Annotated in this window: 18 protein-coding genes and 1 other RNA gene; 14 read left to right on the forward strand and 5 right to left on the reverse strand. The window is 56.5% G+C overall.

Going from position 1 to position 17,245, the window contains the following annotated elements:
• Positions 1-104: 104 nt before the first annotated feature.
• From hupB to fadM, 4 genes are all read left to right on the forward strand, one after another.
• Positions 105-377 carry a nucleoid-associated protein HU-beta gene (gene hupB / locus C2U54_RS09985; RefSeq protein ID WP_002444653.1) on the forward strand — a complete coding sequence of 91 codons (273 nt, stop codon included), beginning with the start codon at positions 105-107 and terminating at the stop codon, positions 375-377.
• 210 nt (positions 378-587) lie between these two features.
• Entirely contained in the window at positions 588-2,459 is a 1,872-nt protein-coding gene (gene ppiD / locus C2U54_RS09990) for a peptidylprolyl isomerase (RefSeq protein WP_103178484.1), read from the forward strand.
• A 148-nt stretch (positions 2,460-2,607) separates the two neighbouring features.
• Positions 2,608-2,994 (forward strand): helix-hairpin-helix domain-containing protein, encoded by a 387-nt coding sequence (locus tag C2U54_RS09995; protein WP_103178485.1) that lies wholly within the window; start codon positions 2,608-2,610, stop codon positions 2,992-2,994.
• Positions 2,995-3,090: 96 nt separating this feature from the next.
• Positions 3,091-3,489 carry a long-chain acyl-CoA thioesterase FadM gene (gene fadM / locus C2U54_RS10000; RefSeq protein ID WP_103178486.1) on the forward strand — a complete coding sequence of 133 codons (399 nt, stop codon included), beginning with the start codon at positions 3,091-3,093 and terminating at the stop codon, positions 3,487-3,489.
• A 52-nt stretch (positions 3,490-3,541) separates the two neighbouring features.
• Here fadM and queC read toward each other — a convergent pair whose 3' ends face one another.
• Positions 3,542-4,237: a 7-cyano-7-deazaguanine synthase QueC gene (gene queC, locus C2U54_RS10005; RefSeq protein WP_103178487.1), complete on the reverse strand. Its 696-nt coding sequence runs from the start codon at positions 4,235-4,237 to the stop codon at positions 3,542-3,544.
• A 66-nt stretch (positions 4,238-4,303) separates the two neighbouring features.
• Positions 4,304-6,004 (reverse strand): SgrR family transcriptional regulator, encoded by a 1,701-nt coding sequence (locus C2U54_RS10010; protein ID WP_103178488.1) that lies wholly within the window; start codon positions 6,002-6,004, stop codon positions 4,304-4,306.
• A gap of 100 nt (positions 6,005-6,104) precedes the next feature.
• On the opposite strand from C2U54_RS10010, the gene cof reads away from it, so the two are divergent.
• On the forward strand, positions 6,105-6,923 hold the full coding sequence (gene cof / locus C2U54_RS10015) for an HMP-PP phosphatase (protein WP_103178489.1): 819 nt from the start codon (positions 6,105-6,107) through the stop codon (positions 6,921-6,923).
• A gap of 40 nt (positions 6,924-6,963) precedes the next feature.
• Here cof and C2U54_RS10020 read toward each other — a convergent pair whose 3' ends face one another.
• Positions 6,964-8,010 carry a PLP-dependent cysteine synthase family protein gene (locus tag C2U54_RS10020; protein ID WP_103178490.1) on the reverse strand — a complete coding sequence of 349 codons (1,047 nt, stop codon included), beginning with the start codon at positions 8,008-8,010 and terminating at the stop codon, positions 6,964-6,966.
• Positions 8,011-8,125: 115 nt separating this feature from the next.
• Here C2U54_RS10020 and C2U54_RS10025 point away from each other — a divergent pair, with 115 nt between their 5' ends.
• The 5 genes from C2U54_RS10025 to amtB all read left to right on the forward strand — a co-directional run bounded on the left by C2U54_RS10025 (position 8,126) and on the right by amtB (position 14,014).
• Positions 8,126-8,584 (forward strand): Lrp/AsnC family transcriptional regulator, encoded by a 459-nt coding sequence (locus C2U54_RS10025; RefSeq protein WP_168192003.1) that lies wholly within the window; start codon positions 8,126-8,128, stop codon positions 8,582-8,584.
• A gap of 30 nt (positions 8,585-8,614) precedes the next feature.
• Positions 8,615-10,387, forward strand: coding sequence for a SmdA family multidrug ABC transporter permease/ATP-binding protein (locus tag C2U54_RS10030; protein WP_103178491.1), 1,773 nt, complete (start codon positions 8,615-8,617; stop codon positions 10,385-10,387).
• Positions 10,380-12,158: a SmdB family multidrug efflux ABC transporter permease/ATP-binding protein gene (locus tag C2U54_RS10035; RefSeq protein ID WP_103178492.1), complete on the forward strand. Its 1,779-nt coding sequence runs from the start codon at positions 10,380-10,382 to the stop codon at positions 12,156-12,158. The genes C2U54_RS10030 and C2U54_RS10035 overlap by 8 nt, the downstream gene beginning before the upstream one ends.
• 197 nt (positions 12,159-12,355) lie before the next feature.
• Entirely contained in the window at positions 12,356-12,694 is a 339-nt protein-coding gene (gene glnK, locus C2U54_RS10040; protein ID WP_103178493.1) for a P-II family nitrogen regulator, read from the forward strand.
• 33 nt (positions 12,695-12,727) lie between these two features.
• Positions 12,728-14,014: an ammonium transporter AmtB gene (gene amtB, locus C2U54_RS10045; protein ID WP_032616850.1), complete on the forward strand. Its 1,287-nt coding sequence runs from the start codon at positions 12,728-12,730 to the stop codon at positions 14,012-14,014.
• 96 nt (positions 14,015-14,110) lie between these two features.
• On the opposite strand, the gene tesB is transcribed toward amtB, so the two are convergent.
• Positions 14,111-14,971, reverse strand: a complete 861-nt coding sequence (gene tesB, locus C2U54_RS10050) for an acyl-CoA thioesterase II (protein ID WP_103178494.1) — start codon at positions 14,969-14,971, stop codon at positions 14,111-14,113.
• Positions 14,972-15,179: 208 nt separating this feature from the next.
• On the opposite strand from tesB, the gene C2U54_RS10055 reads away from it, so the two are divergent.
• The gene (locus C2U54_RS10055) at positions 15,180-15,749 is read left to right on the forward strand and encodes a YbaY family lipoprotein (protein WP_103178495.1); all 570 of its coding nucleotides are present in this window, start codon (positions 15,180-15,182) and stop codon (positions 15,747-15,749) included.
• A 33-nt stretch (positions 15,750-15,782) separates the two neighbouring features.
• On the opposite strand, the gene C2U54_RS10060 is transcribed toward C2U54_RS10055, so the two are convergent.
• Complete coding sequence (locus tag C2U54_RS10060; protein WP_103178496.1) at positions 15,783-16,094, reverse strand: MGMT family protein; 312 nt, start codon at positions 16,092-16,094, stop codon at positions 15,783-15,785.
• 178 nt (positions 16,095-16,272) lie between these two features.
• Between C2U54_RS10060 and ffs the strand changes: the two genes are divergently transcribed.
• From ffs to C2U54_RS10075, 3 genes are all read left to right on the forward strand, one after another.
• An RNA gene (ffs, locus tag C2U54_RS10065) (signal recognition particle sRNA small type) lies at positions 16,273-16,369 on the forward strand.
• 270 nt (positions 16,370-16,639) lie between these two features.
• On the forward strand, positions 16,640-16,891 hold the full coding sequence (locus tag C2U54_RS10070; RefSeq protein WP_039032396.1) for a hypothetical protein: 252 nt from the start codon (positions 16,640-16,642) through the stop codon (positions 16,889-16,891).
• The gene (locus C2U54_RS10075) at positions 16,888-17,106 is read left to right on the forward strand and encodes a hypothetical protein (protein ID WP_032616855.1); all 219 of its coding nucleotides are present in this window, start codon (positions 16,888-16,890) and stop codon (positions 17,104-17,106) included. The genes C2U54_RS10070 and C2U54_RS10075 overlap by 4 nt, the downstream gene beginning before the upstream one ends.
• Positions 17,107-17,245: the final 139 nt, after the last annotated feature.

Here is a 17,245-nt window from a genome sequence, read left to right on the forward strand (position 1 = left end):
AACAACGGGTGTTGTAAGGTCATGGCAGGCCTGATATAACTGCTGCGCGGTCGCGTTGTGAAGGATTCAGACGCGATATAAATTATAAAGAGAGGAAGAGAAGAGTGAATAAATCTCAACTGATTGACAAAATTGCTGCGGGTGCTGACATCTCCAAAGCTGCGGCTGGACGTGCGTTAGATGCTTTGATTGCTTCTGTTACCGAATCTCTGCAGGCTGGGGACGACGTAGCGCTGGTAGGTTTTGGTACTTTTGCTGTTAAAGAGCGTGCTGCCCGTACTGGCCGCAACCCTCAGACCGGTAAAGAGATCACCATCGCTGCTGCTAAAGTTCCGGGCTTCCGTGCCGGCAAAGCGCTGAAAGACGCGGTAAACTGATCGCTTTCTTACTTCAGGGAAGTTGAAAAGTACAAGGGCGCATCATTTGATGTGCCTTTTTTGTTTGTCCAGGCCTGATTTATGTGAGTTTATGCGAGTTGTGGGCTGACAATAGCCCCGGTTTCTTGTCACAATACGTCTTTACGCGCTGCGGTCAGGATTCCGCCAGCGTCAGGTCACCAGTCACCTACAGCGGAGTGTGGTTACACCATGATGGACAGCTTACGCACGGCTGCTAACAGTCTCGTGCTCAAGATTATTTTCGGTATCATTATCGTGTCGTTCATATTGACCGGCGTGAGCGGATACCTGATTGGCGGTAGTACAAACTACGCCGCAAAAGTGAACGACCAGGAAATCAGCCGTGGGCAGTTTGAGAATGCATTTGCCGGTGAACGTAACCGCATGCAGCAACAGTTAGGCGATCGGTTCTCTGAACTGGCGGCGAACGAAGGGTACATGAAGAACCTGCGTCAGCAGACGCTGAACCGTCTTATCGACGAAGCGCTGCTGGATCAGTATGCCCGTGAGCTGGGTCTGAGCATCAGCGATGATCAGGTGAAGAATGCGATTTTCGCTACTCCTGCTTTCCAGAATAACGGCAAATTTGATAACACCCGTTATACCGCCATCGTTAATCAGATGGGGATGACGCCGGATCAATACGCTCAGGCACTGCGCAATCAGCTCACCACTCAGCAGCTTATTAACGCTGTTGTAGGCACCGACTTCATGCTTAAGGGCGAAGCGGACGAGCTGGCGACGCTGGTTGCTCAGCAGCGCGTCGTGCGCGAAGCCACTTTCGACGTTAACGCCCTGGCGGCTAAACAGCAGGCGAGCGACGAAGAGGTGAAAAGCTACTACGAGCAGAACAAAAACAACTTCACCGCCCCGGAACAGTTCCGCGTGAGCTACATCAAGCTGGATGCGGCTGCGATGCAGGAGAACGCCACCGATGCGGAGATCCAGTCTTACTACGATCAGCATCAGGATCAGTTCACTCAGCCACAGCGTAACCGTTACAGCGTGATTCAGACCAAAACGGAAGCCGACGCTAAAGCGGCGCTGGATGAGCTGAACAAAGGCACCGACTTTGCAACGGTCGCAAAAGAGAAGTCCACCGATATCATCTCTGCGAAAAACGGCGGTGACATGGGTTGGCTGGAAGAGGCCACCACCCCGGACGAGCTGAAAAATGCCGGCCTGAAAGAGAAAGGTCAACTTTCTGGCGTGATTAAATCTTCCGTCGGTTTCCTGGTGGCACGTCTGGATGATATTACCCCTGCGACAACCAAACCGCTGGCGGACGTCCATGATGAGATTGCGGCGAAAGTGAAGCAGGAGAAAGCGCTGGATGGCTTCTATGCGTTGCAGCAGAAACTGAGCGATGCGGCCAGCAACGACAACGAATCCCTGGCGGGCGCTGAGCAGGCTGCGGGCGCGAAAGCTGTCACCACCGGTTGGTTTGATCGTGACAACCTGCCGGAGGAGCTGAACTTCAAGCCAGTGGCGGATGCTATCTTTAGCGGTGGTCTGGTGGGCGAAAACGGCACCCCGGGCAGCAACTCCGACATCATCACCGTGGACGGCGACCGCGCCTTTGTCCTGCGTGTGAGTGAACACAAGCCGGAGGCTGTTAAGCCGCTGGACGAGGTGAAAGATCAGATCGCTGCGCTGGTGAAACATAACAAAGCCGTGCAGCAGGCGAAGCTGGATGCTGAAAAGCTGCTGGCTGAGCTGAAAGCCGGTAAAGGTGATGAGGCGCTGAAAGCGGCTGGCCTGAGCTTTGGCGAGGCGAAGACCCTGAGCCGTACCGGTCAGGATCCGATCAGCCAGGCGGCATTTACCCTGAGCCAGCCTGCGAAAGACAAACCGAGCTTTGGTATCGCCAACGATATGCAGGGCAACGTAGTGATTGTGGCGCTGGATGAAGTCAAAGCGGGCACCATGCCGGAAGCGCAGAAGAAAGCGATGGTTCAGGGTATCACCCAGAACAACGCCCAAATCGCTTTCGAAGCGTTGATGAGTAATCTGCGTAAAGAAGCCAAAATTAAGCTGGGCGATATCATTACTCAGCAGTAATTACGGCGCTGGTCGCAAACTTAAGCAACATACTGCAATACCAAAAGGCCGCTTTCGCGGCCTTTTCCATTTCTGCAATCTGCTGTTTGTGCCTGAAAAGCGGCCCGAATAAGGTAAGGGGGCTGTCAACAAACAAGGAGAAAACAGCATGAAACATGGAATCAAAGCCCTTTTCATCACGCTTGCCATCGTAACGGCGGGGTTGAGCCACAGCGCGCTGGCGGCACCCTCGGTCGCGAAAACGCCGGTCACGCAAAGCAAATCTGAGCCGTCGGTCTCCGTCACATCATCACCGCAGTCGAAAGCCGCCGCGAGCAGCAAAAACGGCGAAGAGGAAGGGGTGCGGGTCAGCATTAATTCTGCATCGGCAGAGGAGCTGGCAAAGGTGATGAATGGCGTGGGGATAAAAAAAGCCCAGGCGATCGTCAGTTACCGCGAAGAGTACGGTCCGTTTAAAACTCTGGACGATCTCCGGCAGGTTCCGGGTATGGGTGGGGCGCTGGTGGAACGTAATCTTGCGCACCTGATGCTGTAATAACTTGCACAGTGGTAAAAATTTGCCAGGATAAAGAGGTCGTACCAGTTATGACCTCTGAATCTTATAATTAACTACCCTGAAGGCTATTGCGCTATGCAGACCCAAATCAAAGTTCGCGGTTACCACCTTGATGTTTACCAACACGTTAATAACGCCCGTTATCTGGAGTTCCTCGAAGAGGCGCGCTGGGATGGACTGGAAAACAGCGACAGTTTTCAATGGATGACCGCGCACCGTATCGCTTTTGTGGTGGTGAACATCAATATCAACTATCGCCGGCCCGCAGTGCTCAGCGATCTACTCACCGTGACCAGCCAGCTACAGCAGTTGAACGGGAAAAGTGGGGTATTGAGCCAGGTGATCACCCTGGAGCCGGAAGGACAGGTGGTGGCAGATGCATTGATTACCTTTGTCTGCATCGATCTGAAAACGCAGAAAGCGCTGCCGCTGGAGGGGGAGTTACGTGAGAAGCTGGAGCTGTTAATCAAATAACCCCGCTTCTGATGCCGGGCGAAGCATCTTTTCACCCGGCAGACCGCTCCGGTCAGTTAAGACCGGTTTTTTTCTTCAGAGCCGCCATCACCCCGGCTTTATCCGCCAGATAGTGATTCAGGCCATTAGCGCGCAGATTACACGCCGCACACTGGCCGCAGCCATCGCCTTTGATGCCGTTGTAGCAGGTGAGCGTTTCGTTACGCACCAGATCCAGCTTGCCCCAGTAGTCGGCCAGCGCCCAGGTTTCGGCTTTATCGAGCCACATTAGCGGCGTTTCGAAACGGATATCTTTGGCCATGCCGAGGTTCACAGCGTGGTTAAGGGCTTTAACAAACTCATCGCGGCAGTCCGGATAGCCCGAGAAGTCGGTTTCGCACACGCCGGTGATGATTGCCTCGGCTTTTACCTGGTAAGCATAGATGGCCGTCAGGGTCAGGAAGAGGATATTACGCCCCGGTACGAAGGTATTCGGGATCCCCTCGGCATCCGGTTCGTAGTCCGGTACCGGAATGCTGTCCCGGGTGAGGCTGCTCACCGCCAGTTCGTTGAGCAGAGTGACATCCAGCACCTTATGCGCCCGTGCGCCGAGTTTCACCGCCAGTTTTTGCGCGACCTCAATCTCTTCGCTATGGCGCTGGCCATAGTCAAAAGTCACACAATGGACTTCATCATATTGCTGCAGAGCCTGAACCAGACAGGTCGTGGAGTCCTGACCTCCACTGAAGACGACAACGGCACGTTTCATTAATCTTCCCAACTTTGACGGTTAAAGACCTATGGTAGCGTCTGCCCGTGGCGGCGACCAGCTTCTTCACGTTTTCGGCGCTGGCAGCCAGGCCTCGGTAAAGTCAAACCAGCCGCGCGGATTCAGCCGGATACCATTTACCCCCGGCGGGGCGCTGATTTGATATTGATAGTTGAACAGCGGCGTCAGCACGGCACGCTTCATCAGGCGGGAGTAAACCTCTTTCAGCGCCAGATGGCGGGCAGAACCGTCGGGTTGGGTCTGAACGGCATCCAGGGTCGCCATCAGGTGCGCGAACTCCGGTGCGCTGAGCAGATAAGGCCACAGGGCATCACAGCGCAGCCACTGCTCCAGGGTGTATTCTGGCGCCTCGCCAATTAACCTGTCCCCCATCATGATATCCGCCTCCGCCAGGGCGGTGCAGCCGTCCCACGTTTTGGCATCATGAAACATCACTCTGAGCTGACACCCTTCCTGCGCCAGATAGCGTTTCAACTGTTCCGCCATGGTATGCAACTCCACCGGCAGGTGATAAAGCAGAGTGAGCGTTTCCGGCAGAACGGTCTCCTGTTCCCGCGTCCACTGCGGGATTGACCAGCCCGGCAGCAACTCCTGGGTCGGCGTGATGAGATTCTCGTCCAGCGGCAGCGTATGCAGCAGCGACGAGTGATGGATGATCTCGATCATCCGTCGGGCCTGCGCTTCGCTTAGGCGATCGCTCTGTTTCAGCGTGAGGTAGCAAAAACCGAGGCTGATGCTGTTACTGACCAGCCGCAGGCTGGCAAGCTCCTCCGGCTCACCGATGGCAATCTGCACCGGATGACGACAGCTGGTACCTAAATCCTGGTCAAAAAGTTGAGGCGTGATCCAGTATTCGATCGCTTTCAGCAGCGGATGCCCGAGGTGGTACTGCTCGTGGCTTTCCAGCCGGACCAGGTCAGGATCGAAGATTGCCAGGCGAAACGGCCCGCTCCCGGTCAGGGGCTGTTCAGGATGGGCAAGGTGGCTGCAATAGCTTGCCAGCCGGTGCGCCAGCCAGTAGTCGGGATGGTGTAATACAAAAGTCAGGCACTGAGGATGGGTGACCTCAATTTGCCTCACGCTGTTAAACAGCTTGCGCAGCGCGGGCAGGGTAAGCAGCTTCGCCAGCTGGCTCTGGAGCTGGGTTGCCTCGACTTTATCCCCGTTGTGCCAGTGCAGCGTGGAGCGAATGTAGAAATGCCAGCGCAGCCCGTCGGTCGAGATATCCCAGTGATGCGCCAGATCGCCCACAGGTTCGCTGCGGGTATCGTCGAACCGGGTCAGTCCGGAAAAGATCTGTCCCACGAGATGCTGTTCAGCGCGGCCCGGCAGAAAACCAGGCTGGAGCGGATCGAGTGGACGGTAATAGGGAATGCGCAGCGTCGGCGTATCATTCTGCCACTGCCCGCCCAGAAAAGGATGCAGCAGCGCGCGCAGCGCCTGGGGGGCCAGCTGTGCCAGCGCCAGGGCGTTCTGCTGATGCCCGCTTTTCAGCGCCTCTTCCATCATCGCGTTACGTAACGATTCCGGCGTGACGTAAAAGCGTAGCTCACCGCGCTTTCCGCGTCCGGACTGCGCATGCCAGCTGAGCCAGCCCGCCTCCTGGGCCTGACGCAGCAGGGTGCGGACATGCCGTTCACTGCAAAAACAGCGGCTCGCCAGCTCTGCCATGCTGACCTGCTGTGGCGCACCGGCAGAGGGCTGCCACAGTCGCTGGTACTGATTAAGTCGATTAAGCTGGCGCATCGTAAACCCGGAACAATAATGTCCATCTATTCAGTATTACTTCCGTATATACCAGGCAATACTGTTGCACAAGTTACCTCTTCACATTTTTGGAGTTCTCATGGCGCGGCTGGCGGCATTTGATATGGACGGCACCTTGTTAATGCCGGATCACCGTTTAGGCGATAGGACGCTGAGCGTGCTTAAGCGGCTGCGTGAGCGTGATATCACGCTCACCTTCGCCACGGGTCGTCATGTGCTGGAGATGCGCCACTTAATGGGGGCGCTCTCCCTCGACGCCTTTTTGATTACCGGCAACGGCACGCGCATTCACTCTCTGGAAGGGGATGTGCTTTATCGCCAGGATCTCGCCCCGGATGTGGCAGAACAGGTGCTGCACAGCACATGGGATACGCAGGCCAGCATCCACGTTTTTAACGATACCGGCTGGCTGACAGGCAAGGAAATCCCGGCGCTGCTCGAAGCGCACGTCTATAGCGGCTTCCAGTATCAGGTGACCGATCTGCGCCGTATTCCGGCCCATGCGGTGACGAAAATCTGTTTCTGCGGCGATCATGACGATCTGTGCCGCCTGCGCATTCAGCTCAACGAGGCGCTGGGCGGCCGCGCGCATCTCACCTTCTCGGCCATCGATTGTCTGGAGGTGCTGCCGGTAGGGTGCAACAAAGGCTCCGCGCTGGCGGTGCTGAGCGAACATCTGGGCCTGAGCCTGCAGGAGTGTATGGCGTTTGGCGATGCGATGAACGATCGCGAGATGCTGGGCAGCGTGGGGCGCGGCCTGATTATGGGCAATGCGATGCCGCAGCTGATCGCCGAGCTGGCGCATTTACCGGTTATTGGACACTGCCGCAACGAGGCCGTGTCCCATTTCTTAACCCATTGGCTGGATACACCTGATCTTCCTTATTCCCCCGAATAGTGAGACCCTTCCAGCAAGCCAGACAAACGTCTGGCTTTTTTTATTTTACCAGCCGGGTGATTTCCGCAAGCCACGGCGCCACATCGCCAATATTCGCTTTTACCCATTCGGCGTTGTAATAGGTCTCCAGATAACGCTCACCGCTGTCGCACAGCAGCGTCACGACAGAGCCGGTTTGCCCTGCCTCACGCATCCGCGCGGCCAGCTGTAACGCGCCCCACATATTGGTGCCGGTTGAGGCCCCCACCTTGCGGCCCAGCTGCGTTTCCAGCCAGAGGGCGGTGGCGACGCTCGCGGCATCCGGCACGCGGAGCATCTCGTCCACCACATCCGGAATAAACGATGGTTCGACGCGCGGGCGGCCAATCCCTTCTATTTTGCTCCCGACCGGGCTGCGCAGGGCAGGATCGCGCTGCTGCCAGTAATCCAGGAATACGGAGTTCTGCGGATCCACCACCATAAGACGGGTATCGTATCCCTGGCAGCGAATATAGCGGCCAATGGTGGCCGAGGTGCCGCCGGTGCCAGCGCTCATAACGATATGGGCCGGTACCGGGTTAGGCTCATTCTGCATCTGGCGGAAGATACTGTCGGCAATGTTGTTATTGCCGCGCCAGTCGGTGGCCCGCTCCGCGAAGGTAAACTGGTCCATATAGTGGCCGTTCAGCTCCCGGGCCAGCATCTCTGAGGCGGCATAAATTTCACAGGCGCTTTCCACAAAGTGACAGCGACCACCGTAAAATTCGATCTGTTCGATTTTACGTTTCGCCGTACAGGATGGCATAACGGCGATAAACGGCAGGCCGAGCAGGCGGGCAAAATAGGCCTCAGAGACGGCGGTGGAACCGGAGGAGGATTCAATAATGGTGGTGCCTTCATTGATCCAGCCATTACACAGCCCATACAGGAACAGCGAGCGCGCCAGACGGTGCTTCAGGCTGCCGGTGGGGTGGGTACTTTCGTCTTTCAGATAGAGCTGGATACCCGGAAAACCGGGCAGGGCAAGGCGAATAAGGTGTGTATCCGCCGACCGCTGATAATCGGCGTTAATTTCACTGATGGCATTTTTAACCCAGGTGCTATTCATCGAAGTTATCCATTTGTCATTTTGTGCCCAGCATAGCGAAAAGCACAGAAAAAATTGTTGCTATCTGACCTTTAAAATAGAATGTGAAGAGAAAAATTTTCTCTGCGGGGTGGTTATGCTAGATAAAATTGACCGTAAGCTGCTCTCCTTACTGCAAAGTGACTGCACCCTCTCTTTGCAGGCGCTGGCGGATGCCGTTAATCTGACCACCACGCCCTGCTGGAAACGCCTGAAACGACTGGAAGACGAAGGCATATTGCTGGGGCGTGTGGCGCTGCTCGATCCCGAAAAACTGGGGCTTGGCCTGACCGCGTTTGTGCTGATAAAAACGCAGCACCACAGCAGCGAATGGTACTGCGGATTCGTTAGCGTGGTTTCACAGATGCCGGAAGTGCTGGGCTTCTGGCGCATGGCGGGCGAATATGACTACCTGATGCGCGTACAGGTAGCTGACATGAAGCGCTATGATGACTTCTATAAACGGCTGGTCAACAGCGTGCCGGGTCTGACGAATGTCACCTCCAGCTTTGCGATGGAACAGATAAAATACACCACCGCCTTACCCATTGAATAACCCGGAATACAATCCTCAGGAAAAGACCGCGTGCGATTATTTGCTCAGTTAAGCTGGTACTTTCGCCGGGAGTGGCAACGCTACCTCGGTGCAGTCGCCCTGCTTATTATTATTGCCATTCTGCAGCTCATCCCACCAAAAGTGGTGGGCTACGTTGTGGATGGCGTTACGGAACAGCATTACACCACCGCACGGGTGATGATGTGGATCGGCATGCTGGTCCTGACGGCGGTGGTGGTCTACCTGCTGCGCTATGTCTGGCGCGTGCTGTTGTTCGGTGCGTCATACCAGCTTGCCGTCGAGCTGCGGGAAGATTTTTACCGCCAGCTCAGCCGCCAGCATCCGGAATTTTATCTGCGCCATCGCACCGGCGACCTGATTGCCCGCGCCACCAATGACGTGGATCGCGTAGTCTTTGCCGCCGGGGAAGGGGTATTAACCCTAGTGGACTCGCTGGTGATGGGCTGCGCGGTGCTGATCGTCATGTCGACCCAAATCAGCTGGCAGTTAACCCTGCTGGCGCTCCTGCCAATGCCTCTGATGGCCCTGGCGATCAAACGCTACGGCGATCAGCTTCACCAGCGCTTCAAGCTGGCGCAGGCGGCGTTCTCCACTCTTAACGACCGTACCCAGGAGAGCCTGACCAGTATCAGGATGATCAAAGCCTTTGGCCTGGAGGATCGTCAGTCGGCGCTGTTTGCCGCCGACGCGGCGGATACCGGGGCCAAAAACCTGCGCGTCGCCCGGATTGACGCCCGTTTTGATCCCACGATTTATATCGCCATCGGCACCGCTAACCTGCTGGCCATTGGCGGCGGAAGCTGGATGGTGATTAACGGCTCGCTGACGCTCGGACAGCTGACCAGCTTTGCCATGTATCTGGGGCTGATGATCTGGCCGATGCTGGCCCTGGCCTGGATGTTTAACATTGTCGAGCGCGGCAGCGCGGCCTACAGCCGGATCCGCGCCATGCTCGCCGAAGCGCCGGTGGTCAACGACGGTAGCGAGACGGTACCGAACGGACGCGGCGAGCTGAATGTCGCCGTCCGCGCCTTTAGCTATCCGCAGACGGAACAGGTCACGCTTGAAAACGTCCACTTTACGCTGCAACCGGGGCAGATGCTGGGCATCTGCGGCCCAACAGGCGCCGGCAAGAGCACCATTCTGTCTCTAATCCAGCGCCACTTCGATATCCCTCAGGGTGAGATCCGCTTCCACGATATTCCACTGCCGCAGCTGCGGCTGGATAGCTGGCGCAGCCGCCTTGCGGTGGTGAGCCAGACGCCGTTCCTCTTCTCCGATACCGTCGCGAATAATATTGCGCTGGGTTGTCCGCACGCCACACGCGAGGAGATCGAGCACGTTGCGCGTCTCGCCAGCGTCCATGACGATATCCTGCGCCTGCCCCAGGGCTATGAAACCGAAGTGGGCGAGCGCGGCGTGATGCTGTCGGGCGGGCAGAAGCAACGTATTTCCATCGCCCGTGCGCTGCTGCTGAATGCCGAAATCCTGATCCTCGACGATGCCCTTTCCGCCGTCGATGGCCGTACTGAACATCAGATCCTGCATAACCTGCGACAGTGGGGGGAGGGGCGCACGGTGATCATCAGCGCCCATCGTCTCTCGGCCCTGACCGAGGCGAGCGAAATTCTGGTGATGCAGCACGGGCACATTGCCCAGCGCGGGCAGCATGAGCAGCTGGCGGAACAGCCGGGCTGGTATCGCGATATGTACCGTTATCAACAACTGGAAGCGGCGCTGGATGAGGTGCCGGAGACGGACGAGGAGGCCGCCGATGCGTAGTTTTTCCCAGCTGTGGCCTACCCTGAAGCGCCTGCTGGCCTATGGCTCGCCGTGGCGCAAACCGCTGTCGCTGGCGGTGGTATTGCTGTGGATTGCGGCGATAGCCGAAGTGACCGGCCCGCTGCTGATCAGCTATTTCATCGACAACATGGTGGCGAAAAACTATCTGCCGCTCGGTTTAGTCACCGGGCTGGCGGTGGCCTATGTCGGGCTACAGTTGCTGGCGGCGGGGCTGCACTACGCCCAGTCGCTGCTCTTTAACCAGGCCGCCGTGGGGGTGGTGCAGCAGTTGCGCACCGACGTGATGGACGCCGCGCTGCGCCAGCCGCTGAGCGCGTTCGATACCCAGCCTGTCGGGCAGATTATCTCCCGCGTGACTAACGATACGGAAGTGATCCGCGATCTCTATGTTACGGTGGTGGCGACGGTGCTGCGCAGCGCCGCGCTGGTCGGCGCTATGCTGGTGGCGATGTTCAGCCTGGAGTGGCGCATGGCGCTGGTGGCGATGGCGATTTTCCCGGCGGTGATGATTGTGATGATCATCTACCAGCGCTACAGCACACCGATTGTGCGCCGGGTGCGAACCTATCTGGCGGATATCAACGATGGCTTTAACGAGGTCATCAATGGCATGAGCGTGATTCAGCAGTTCCGTCAGCAGGCGCGCTTTGGCGAACGGATGGGCGAGGCCAGCCGCTCACACTACATGGCCCGCATGCAGACCCTGCGTCTGGACGGTTTCCTGCTGCGCCCGCTGTTAAGCCTCTTTTCGGCGCTGGTGCTGTGCGGGTTGCTGATGCAGTTTGGCTTTGCCGCCCGTGGCACCATCGAAGTGGGGGTGCTGTATGCCTTTATCAGCTATCTGGGCCGTCTTAATGAGCCGCTGATTGAACTCACCACCCAGCAGTCGATGTTGCAGCAGGCGGTGGTCGCCGGTGAGCGCGTTTTTGAGCTGATGGATCGCCCGCGCCAGGCCTATGGGGATGACGAGCGCGAACTGCAAAGCGGCGAGATTGAATTTGATCATGTCTCCTTTGCCTATCGCGACGATCGCCTGGTATTGCAGGATATCAACCTGACGGTACCGTCTCGAAGCTTTGTCGCGCTGGTGGGGCATACCGGCAGCGGTAAAAGTACCCTCGCCAGCCTGCTGATGGGCTACTACCCGCTCACCGAAGGTGAAATTCGTCTGGATGGGCGCCCGCTGTCGACCCTGAGCCACGCCGTGTTGCGTAAAGGGGTGGCGATGGTGCAGCAGGATCCGGTGGTTCTGGCCGACACCTTCTATGCCAACGTGACGCTGGGGCGGCCGTTTAGCGAAGAGCAGGTGTGGGACGTGCTGGAAAAGGTGCAGCTGGCGGATCTGGCCCGCGGCCTGCACGACGGTATCCATACCCGGCTGGGCGAGCAGGGTAACAATCTGTCAGTCGGGCAAAAGCAGCTATTAGCGCTGGCCCGGGTGTTGATCGATACGCCGCAGGTGCTCATCCTCGATGAAGCCACCGCCAGCATCGATTCCGGCACCGAGCAGGCGATCCAGCAGGCGCTGGCGGCGGTACGCGAACAGACCACCCTGGTCGTGATTGCTCACCGCCTGTCGACCATTGTTGAGGCAGATACCATTCTGGTGCTTCATCGCGGCCAGGCGGTTGAGCGCGGTACCCATAAGCAACTGCTTGAGGCGAAAGGGCGTTACTGGCAAATGTATCAACTGCAGCTCGCTGGCGAAGAGCTGGCCGCCAGCGCGCGGGAGGAGTCCCTCAGCGCCTGATGCACTAAAATTAAGCAACCTGCCAGCCGCTGAATCGGTTGGTGCAAAAATGAAACGCACCCTGCACTGTCATGGTGCGTTTTTTTTCGCCATCTTATCGCGATGCCTCGTATTCACGCCCTTTTCACTTTTGGCACACCCCTTGCAATACCACCTTCGTTAGCTCGCCAAAACCGAATTCTGACTGGAGGGGATATATGAAGCTGGTTACCGTGGTAATCAAACCATTCAAGCTCGAAGACGTGCGTGAAGCGCTCTCTTCAATGGGTATTCAGGGGCTGACCGTCACCGAGGTGAAAGGCTTTGGTCGACAGAAGGGGCATGCAGAGCTCTACCGTGGCGCGGAATATAGCGTCAACTTTCTGCCAAAGGTGAAGATTGACGTGGCGATCGCCGACGATCAGCTGGAAGAAGTCATCGACGTGATTAGCAAAGCAGCCTACACCGGCAAAATTGGCGACGGCAAAATTTTCGTTGCTGAGCTGCAACGCGTTATTCGCATTCGTACAGGCGAAGCCGACGAAGCGGCACTGTAAAACAGCAGGCACACAGTGATAGGGATCGAGAAAATGAACACAACAACACTTAAAGCAGGTCTGGGGTCTCTGGCGCTGTTGCCGGGGCTGGCAATGGCTGCACCCGCGGTAGCAGACAAAGCCGATAACGCCTTTATGATGATTTGCACCGCGCTGGTGCTGTTTATGACCATTCCGGGGATCGCGCTCTTCTACGGCGGCCTGATCCGCGGCAAAAACGTCCTCTCCATGCTCACCCAGGTGACGGTGACCTTCGCGCTGGTTTGTGTGCTGTGGGTGGTTTACGGCTACTCGCTGGCCTTCGGGGAGGGCAACGCCTTCTTCGGCAGCTTTAACTGGGCGATGCTGAAAAATATCGAGCTAACCGCGGTAATGGGCAGCTTCTATCAGTACATCCACGTGGCGTTCCAGGGCTCGTTCGCCTGTATCACCGTCGGGCTGATTGTTGGGGCGCTGGCGGAACGTATCCGCTTCTCCGCCGTGCTGATCTTCGTGGTGGTGTGGCTCACGCTCTCCTACGTGCCGGTGGCGCATATGGTGTGGGGCGGCGGCCTGCTGGCCTCTCATGGCGCGCTGGACTTTGCGGGCGGTACCGTTGTGCATATCAACGCCGCGGTAGCGGGGCTGGTGGGAGCATACCTGATCGGCAAACGCGTCGGTTTTGGCAAAGAGGCCTTCAAACCGCACAACCTGCCGATGGTCTTTACCGGCACGGCTATCCTCTACTTCGGCTGGTTTGGCTTTAACGCTGGCTCAGCAAGCGCAGCAAACGAAATCGCGGCGCTGGCCTTCGTGAATACCGTTGTGGCGACAGCGGGCGCAATCCTCTCCTGGATCTTTGGCGAGTGGGCGGTACGCGGCAAGCCTTCGCTGCTGGGTGCCTGTTCCGGTGCCATTGCCGGTCTGGTAGGCATCACCCCGGCCTGTGGCTTCGTCGGTGTCGGTGGCGCGCTGATCATTGGTATCGTGGCAGGTCTGGCCGGTCTGTGGGGCGTAACGGCGCTGAAACGTGTTCTGCGTGTGGACGACCCGTGTGATGTCTTTGGTGTGCACGGCGTGTGCGGCATCATCGGCTGTATCATGACCGGTTTCTTCGCCTCAACGTCCCTTGGCGGCGTGGGTTATGCGGAAGGCGTGACCATGGGTCACCAGGTTCTGGTTCAGCTGGAAAGTATCGCCATCACGGTGGTCTGGTCGGGTGTGGTGGCCTTTATCGGCTACAAGCTGGCAGACATGACGGTGGGGCTGCGCGTACCGGAAGAGCAGGAGCGCGAAGGTCTGGACGTCAACAGCCACGGCGAGAACGCATACAACGCGTAAAGTTAAAGTATTGCCCGGTGGCGCTACGCTTACCGGGCCTACGGATTGTGCTTTTGTAGGCCGGGTAAGGCAAAGACGCCGCCCGGCTTTTTCATATCATCCGCGGTTACGCATCACCCCTTCCTGCACGGTGGAGGCCACCAGCACGCCATCCTGGGTATAAAACTCACCACGAACAAAGCCGCGAGCGCTGGATGCCGAGGTACTCTCCACGCTGTACAGCAGCCACTCATTCATATTAAACGGACGGTGGAACCACATCGAATGGTCGATGGTGGCAACCTGCATCCCTTTCTCAAGGAAGCCCACACCATGTGGCTGCAGGGCAACCGGCAGGAAGTTGAAGTCGGAGGCATAACCCAGCAGATATTGATGCACGCGGAAATCTTCCGGCATCGCGCCGTTCGCGCGGATCCAGACCTGACGAGCCGGCTCCGCAATATGGCCCTTCATTGGGTTGTGGAACTCAACCGGGCGGATCTCCAGTGGTTTATCGCAAAGAAACTTCTCTTTAACCTGCGGAGGCAGCAGATGCGCCAGCGCACGGGCAATGTCCGTCTCGGAACGCAACGCGTCGGGTGCGGGGGCAGGGGGCATCGCTTTCTGATGCTCATAGCCCGGCTCCGGCGCCTGGAATGAGGCGGTCATGTAAAAGATTGGCTTGCCGTTTTGCACCGCCGCCACGCGGCGGGCGCTGAAACTGGTGCCGTCGCGCAGGACTTCAACGTCATACACGATGGGCTTCTGGCTGTCGCCAGGGCGCAGAAAATAGCTATGAAAGGAGTGCACAAAGCGCTCCTGGGGTACGGTCTCTTTTGCAGCGTAGAGGGCTTGTCCCACAACCTGGCCGCCGAAAACCTGGCGTAATCCCAGATCTTCGCTTTGTCCCCGAAAGAGTCCTTCTTCAATTTTTTCCAGGTTTAATAATGTCAGCAGATTGCTTAATGCCTGACTCATAGTCGTCCTCAATTAATACGCCGTGGCGAAAGATACGCAGAGTATAACGCAGAAATGCAAGTGGTCCGATGGGTGCAATAATCTGAATAACAGGGGGATTCCAGGCATAAATAATTGATCTGTGCCACACTTAGTCTCGTTATCTTTATGTTAACCACTCATCTGGCGGTATCGATCCCGCTGGTGCATTGATGATAAGGAGAACTCAATGAAACTCGTGCACATGTTAAGTGGTTTAGCGGTAGCGGTTGCTCTCTCTGCCTGCGCGGATAAAAGCGCAGACATTCAGACGCCGGCGCCGAACCCTAACACTGCTGGCGTAGCGACGCAGCCGACCATTCAGCAGCCAAATGTCTCAGGTACAATCTGGATCCGCCAGAAGGTGGCTTTACCGCCGGATGCAGTGTTAACCGTTACTCTGTCTGATGCCTCGCTGGCGGATTCGCCATCGAAGGTTCTGGCGCAGCGGGCGACGCGTACCGAGGGTAAACAGGCGCCATTTAAATTTGAACTGCCGTTTAACCCGGCGGATGTTCAGCCTAACGCCCGCATCCTGCTGAGCGCAGCCATTACCATTGACGATAAGGTTGTCCTGATGACCGATATCGTTAAACCGGTGATCAATCAGGGCGGTACCAAAGCCGATCTGGTGCTGGTGCCGGTACAGCAGACCTCGCTGCCGCTGCAGCCTGGCGGCGGTGCGCCGACAACTGTGCCGTCAACGTCACCAACCCAGGTTAGCCCATCTACGGCTACGCCGGCGCCAACCCAGCTTTAATGCTTCATGCCCCTCTCGTCTGAGAGGGGCTATTCAATACCGCCAGCGATAACGCTGCATATCAATTTGCCCACTTCCCGACACCTGCACACCTTCGCTGAGTAAGGCCTGACGCTGGCGCTGTAAATCTGGCCCGGTTAAGGAGATTACTCCGTGGCGGTTGACCACCCGATGCCAGGGCAGGGTGCTACCTTCAGGCAGCCTTCTCAGCACACCGCCTACCTGTCGCGCTGCACGGGGAGAACCCGCCAGCTGCGCCACCTCGCCATAGGTGGTGACCGTGCCTTCGGGAATCGAGGCCACTATCTGCCATACCCGCTGGGGAAAAGAGTCGTGCTCGTCCATTTTGTGCTCCTGTGTTAAGGGCATGATAAAGATTTACGGACAAGACAGGAAGAAAGTGCCCACTCTGTAAACGTTTTGCGCAATAAAACATCACCCGGACGCGGTTAACTTGCAATTGCTATCCCGTACAGTGATAATGCGCCAGCGCGTTGGTTAACAACGCTCTCAATGGGGGCTCTGTTGGTTCTCCCGCAACGCTACTCTGTTCACCAGGTCAGGTCCGGAAGGAAGCAGCCAGGGCAGACGACGTGTGTGCCGGGATGTAGCTGGCAGGGCCCCCACCCATTTCTGCTCTTCTCAGCATCGCTTCATATCCATTATCGCCATTATCCCCAACAATAGTGCGCGTATTATATATTTTTAAACCGACCTGTATATTTCGAAAATTGTCATCATACTGAAACATGATTGTCATTATTCTGTCATAAATTTTCTGCAGGGTAAGTGTGACATTTTTATGATGTATAAGCAGAGAATATATATCTGGATAATAATGTTAACTTCGTGTATTAATTTAAGAAAAAATAGCCAGGGATGTAAAAACGATGACGACTGCAGTCCTGAATGTAAAAATTGACGAAGCGCTGAAAGAGAAACTTCGTCATTATGCCGAAGTGAATAATGAGAATCTCAGCGTTACCACTGAGAAGCTGCTGCAGATGGCATTTGCTGTAGCAGATGAGGCGGGAGTGACGGAGGAGGATATCGACAATCAGCATACGGAAGAAGAGAGTGTAGCTCCATTTACTCCTAAAGAAATCAAGGCACTAAGAAAAATTCTGAAGAAGAAAAAATGAAACAACATCAACAATCCACCGCCAGCAGCTACTCCGAAGCCTGCACGCTTCTGCGCTCTGGCTATGTCAAACATGTCCGCCTGGGCTGGGACGTTGGCAGTGATGAGTTCTTTCGAATTGCGTCTGACTGGTGTGATACCGGTGCAAAAATAAAGAAAGAAGGCGATAGTTTTGTTATTTCCCTGAAAGGTTTTCCTATTCCTGCTCAGCACTGACCTCCCATGCTGAAAATGTCTGACTGTAACAATTACAGTCAGACATTTTTAAATTGCCCGTTATGCGCGATTATTTGTGCGCCCGCTCACTTTTTTCCCGTAATTAATATCAACGTTGCAGTCGCCCACGGCGAAAAGG

The sequence above is a fragment of the Leclercia sp. LSNIH1 genome, from assembly GCF_002902985.1.
GTDB lineage: Bacteria > Pseudomonadota > Gammaproteobacteria > Enterobacterales > Enterobacteriaceae > Enterobacter.

Excerpts from the sequence above, each read along its gene's own strand:
- C2U54_RS10035 (WP_103178492.1), top strand. The coding sequence starts at position 10,380 with ATGCGTAGTTTTTCCCAGCTGTGGCCTACCCTGAAGCGCCTGCTGGCC.
- C2U54_RS10060 (WP_103178496.1), bottom strand. The coding sequence starts at position 16,094 with ATGGACGAGCACGACTCTTTTCCCCAGCGGGTATGGCAGATAGTGGCC.
- fadM (WP_103178486.1), top strand. The coding sequence starts at position 3,091 with ATGCAGACCCAAATCAAAGTTCGCGGTTACCACCTTGATGTTTACCAA.
- queC (WP_103178487.1), bottom strand. The coding sequence starts at position 4,237 with ATGAAACGTGCCGTTGTCGTCTTCAGTGGAGGTCAGGACTCCACGACC.
- C2U54_RS10075 (WP_032616855.1), top strand. The coding sequence starts at position 16,888 with ATGAAACAACATCAACAATCCACCGCCAGCAGCTACTCCGAAGCCTGC.
- glnK (WP_103178493.1), top strand. The coding sequence starts at position 12,356 with ATGAAGCTGGTTACCGTGGTAATCAAACCATTCAAGCTCGAAGACGTG.
- tesB (WP_103178494.1), bottom strand. The coding sequence starts at position 14,971 with ATGAGTCAGGCATTAAGCAATCTGCTGACATTATTAAACCTGGAAAAA.
- C2U54_RS10070 (WP_039032396.1), top strand. The coding sequence starts at position 16,640 with ATGACGACTGCAGTCCTGAATGTAAAAATTGACGAAGCGCTGAAAGAG.
- amtB (WP_032616850.1), top strand. The coding sequence starts at position 12,728 with ATGAACACAACAACACTTAAAGCAGGTCTGGGGTCTCTGGCGCTGTTG.
- C2U54_RS09995 (WP_103178485.1), top strand. The coding sequence starts at position 2,608 with ATGAAACATGGAATCAAAGCCCTTTTCATCACGCTTGCCATCGTAACG.
- C2U54_RS10010 (WP_103178488.1), bottom strand. The coding sequence starts at position 6,004 with ATGCGCCAGCTTAATCGACTTAATCAGTACCAGCGACTGTGGCAGCCC.
- C2U54_RS10025 (WP_168192003.1), top strand. The coding sequence starts at position 8,126 with ATGCTAGATAAAATTGACCGTAAGCTGCTCTCCTTACTGCAAAGTGAC.
- ppiD (WP_103178484.1), top strand. The coding sequence starts at position 588 with ATGATGGACAGCTTACGCACGGCTGCTAACAGTCTCGTGCTCAAGATT.
- C2U54_RS10020 (WP_103178490.1), bottom strand. The coding sequence starts at position 8,010 with ATGAATAGCACCTGGGTTAAAAATGCCATCAGTGAAATTAACGCCGAT.
- cof (WP_103178489.1), top strand. The coding sequence starts at position 6,105 with ATGGCGCGGCTGGCGGCATTTGATATGGACGGCACCTTGTTAATGCCG.
- C2U54_RS10055 (WP_103178495.1), top strand. The coding sequence starts at position 15,180 with ATGAAACTCGTGCACATGTTAAGTGGTTTAGCGGTAGCGGTTGCTCTC.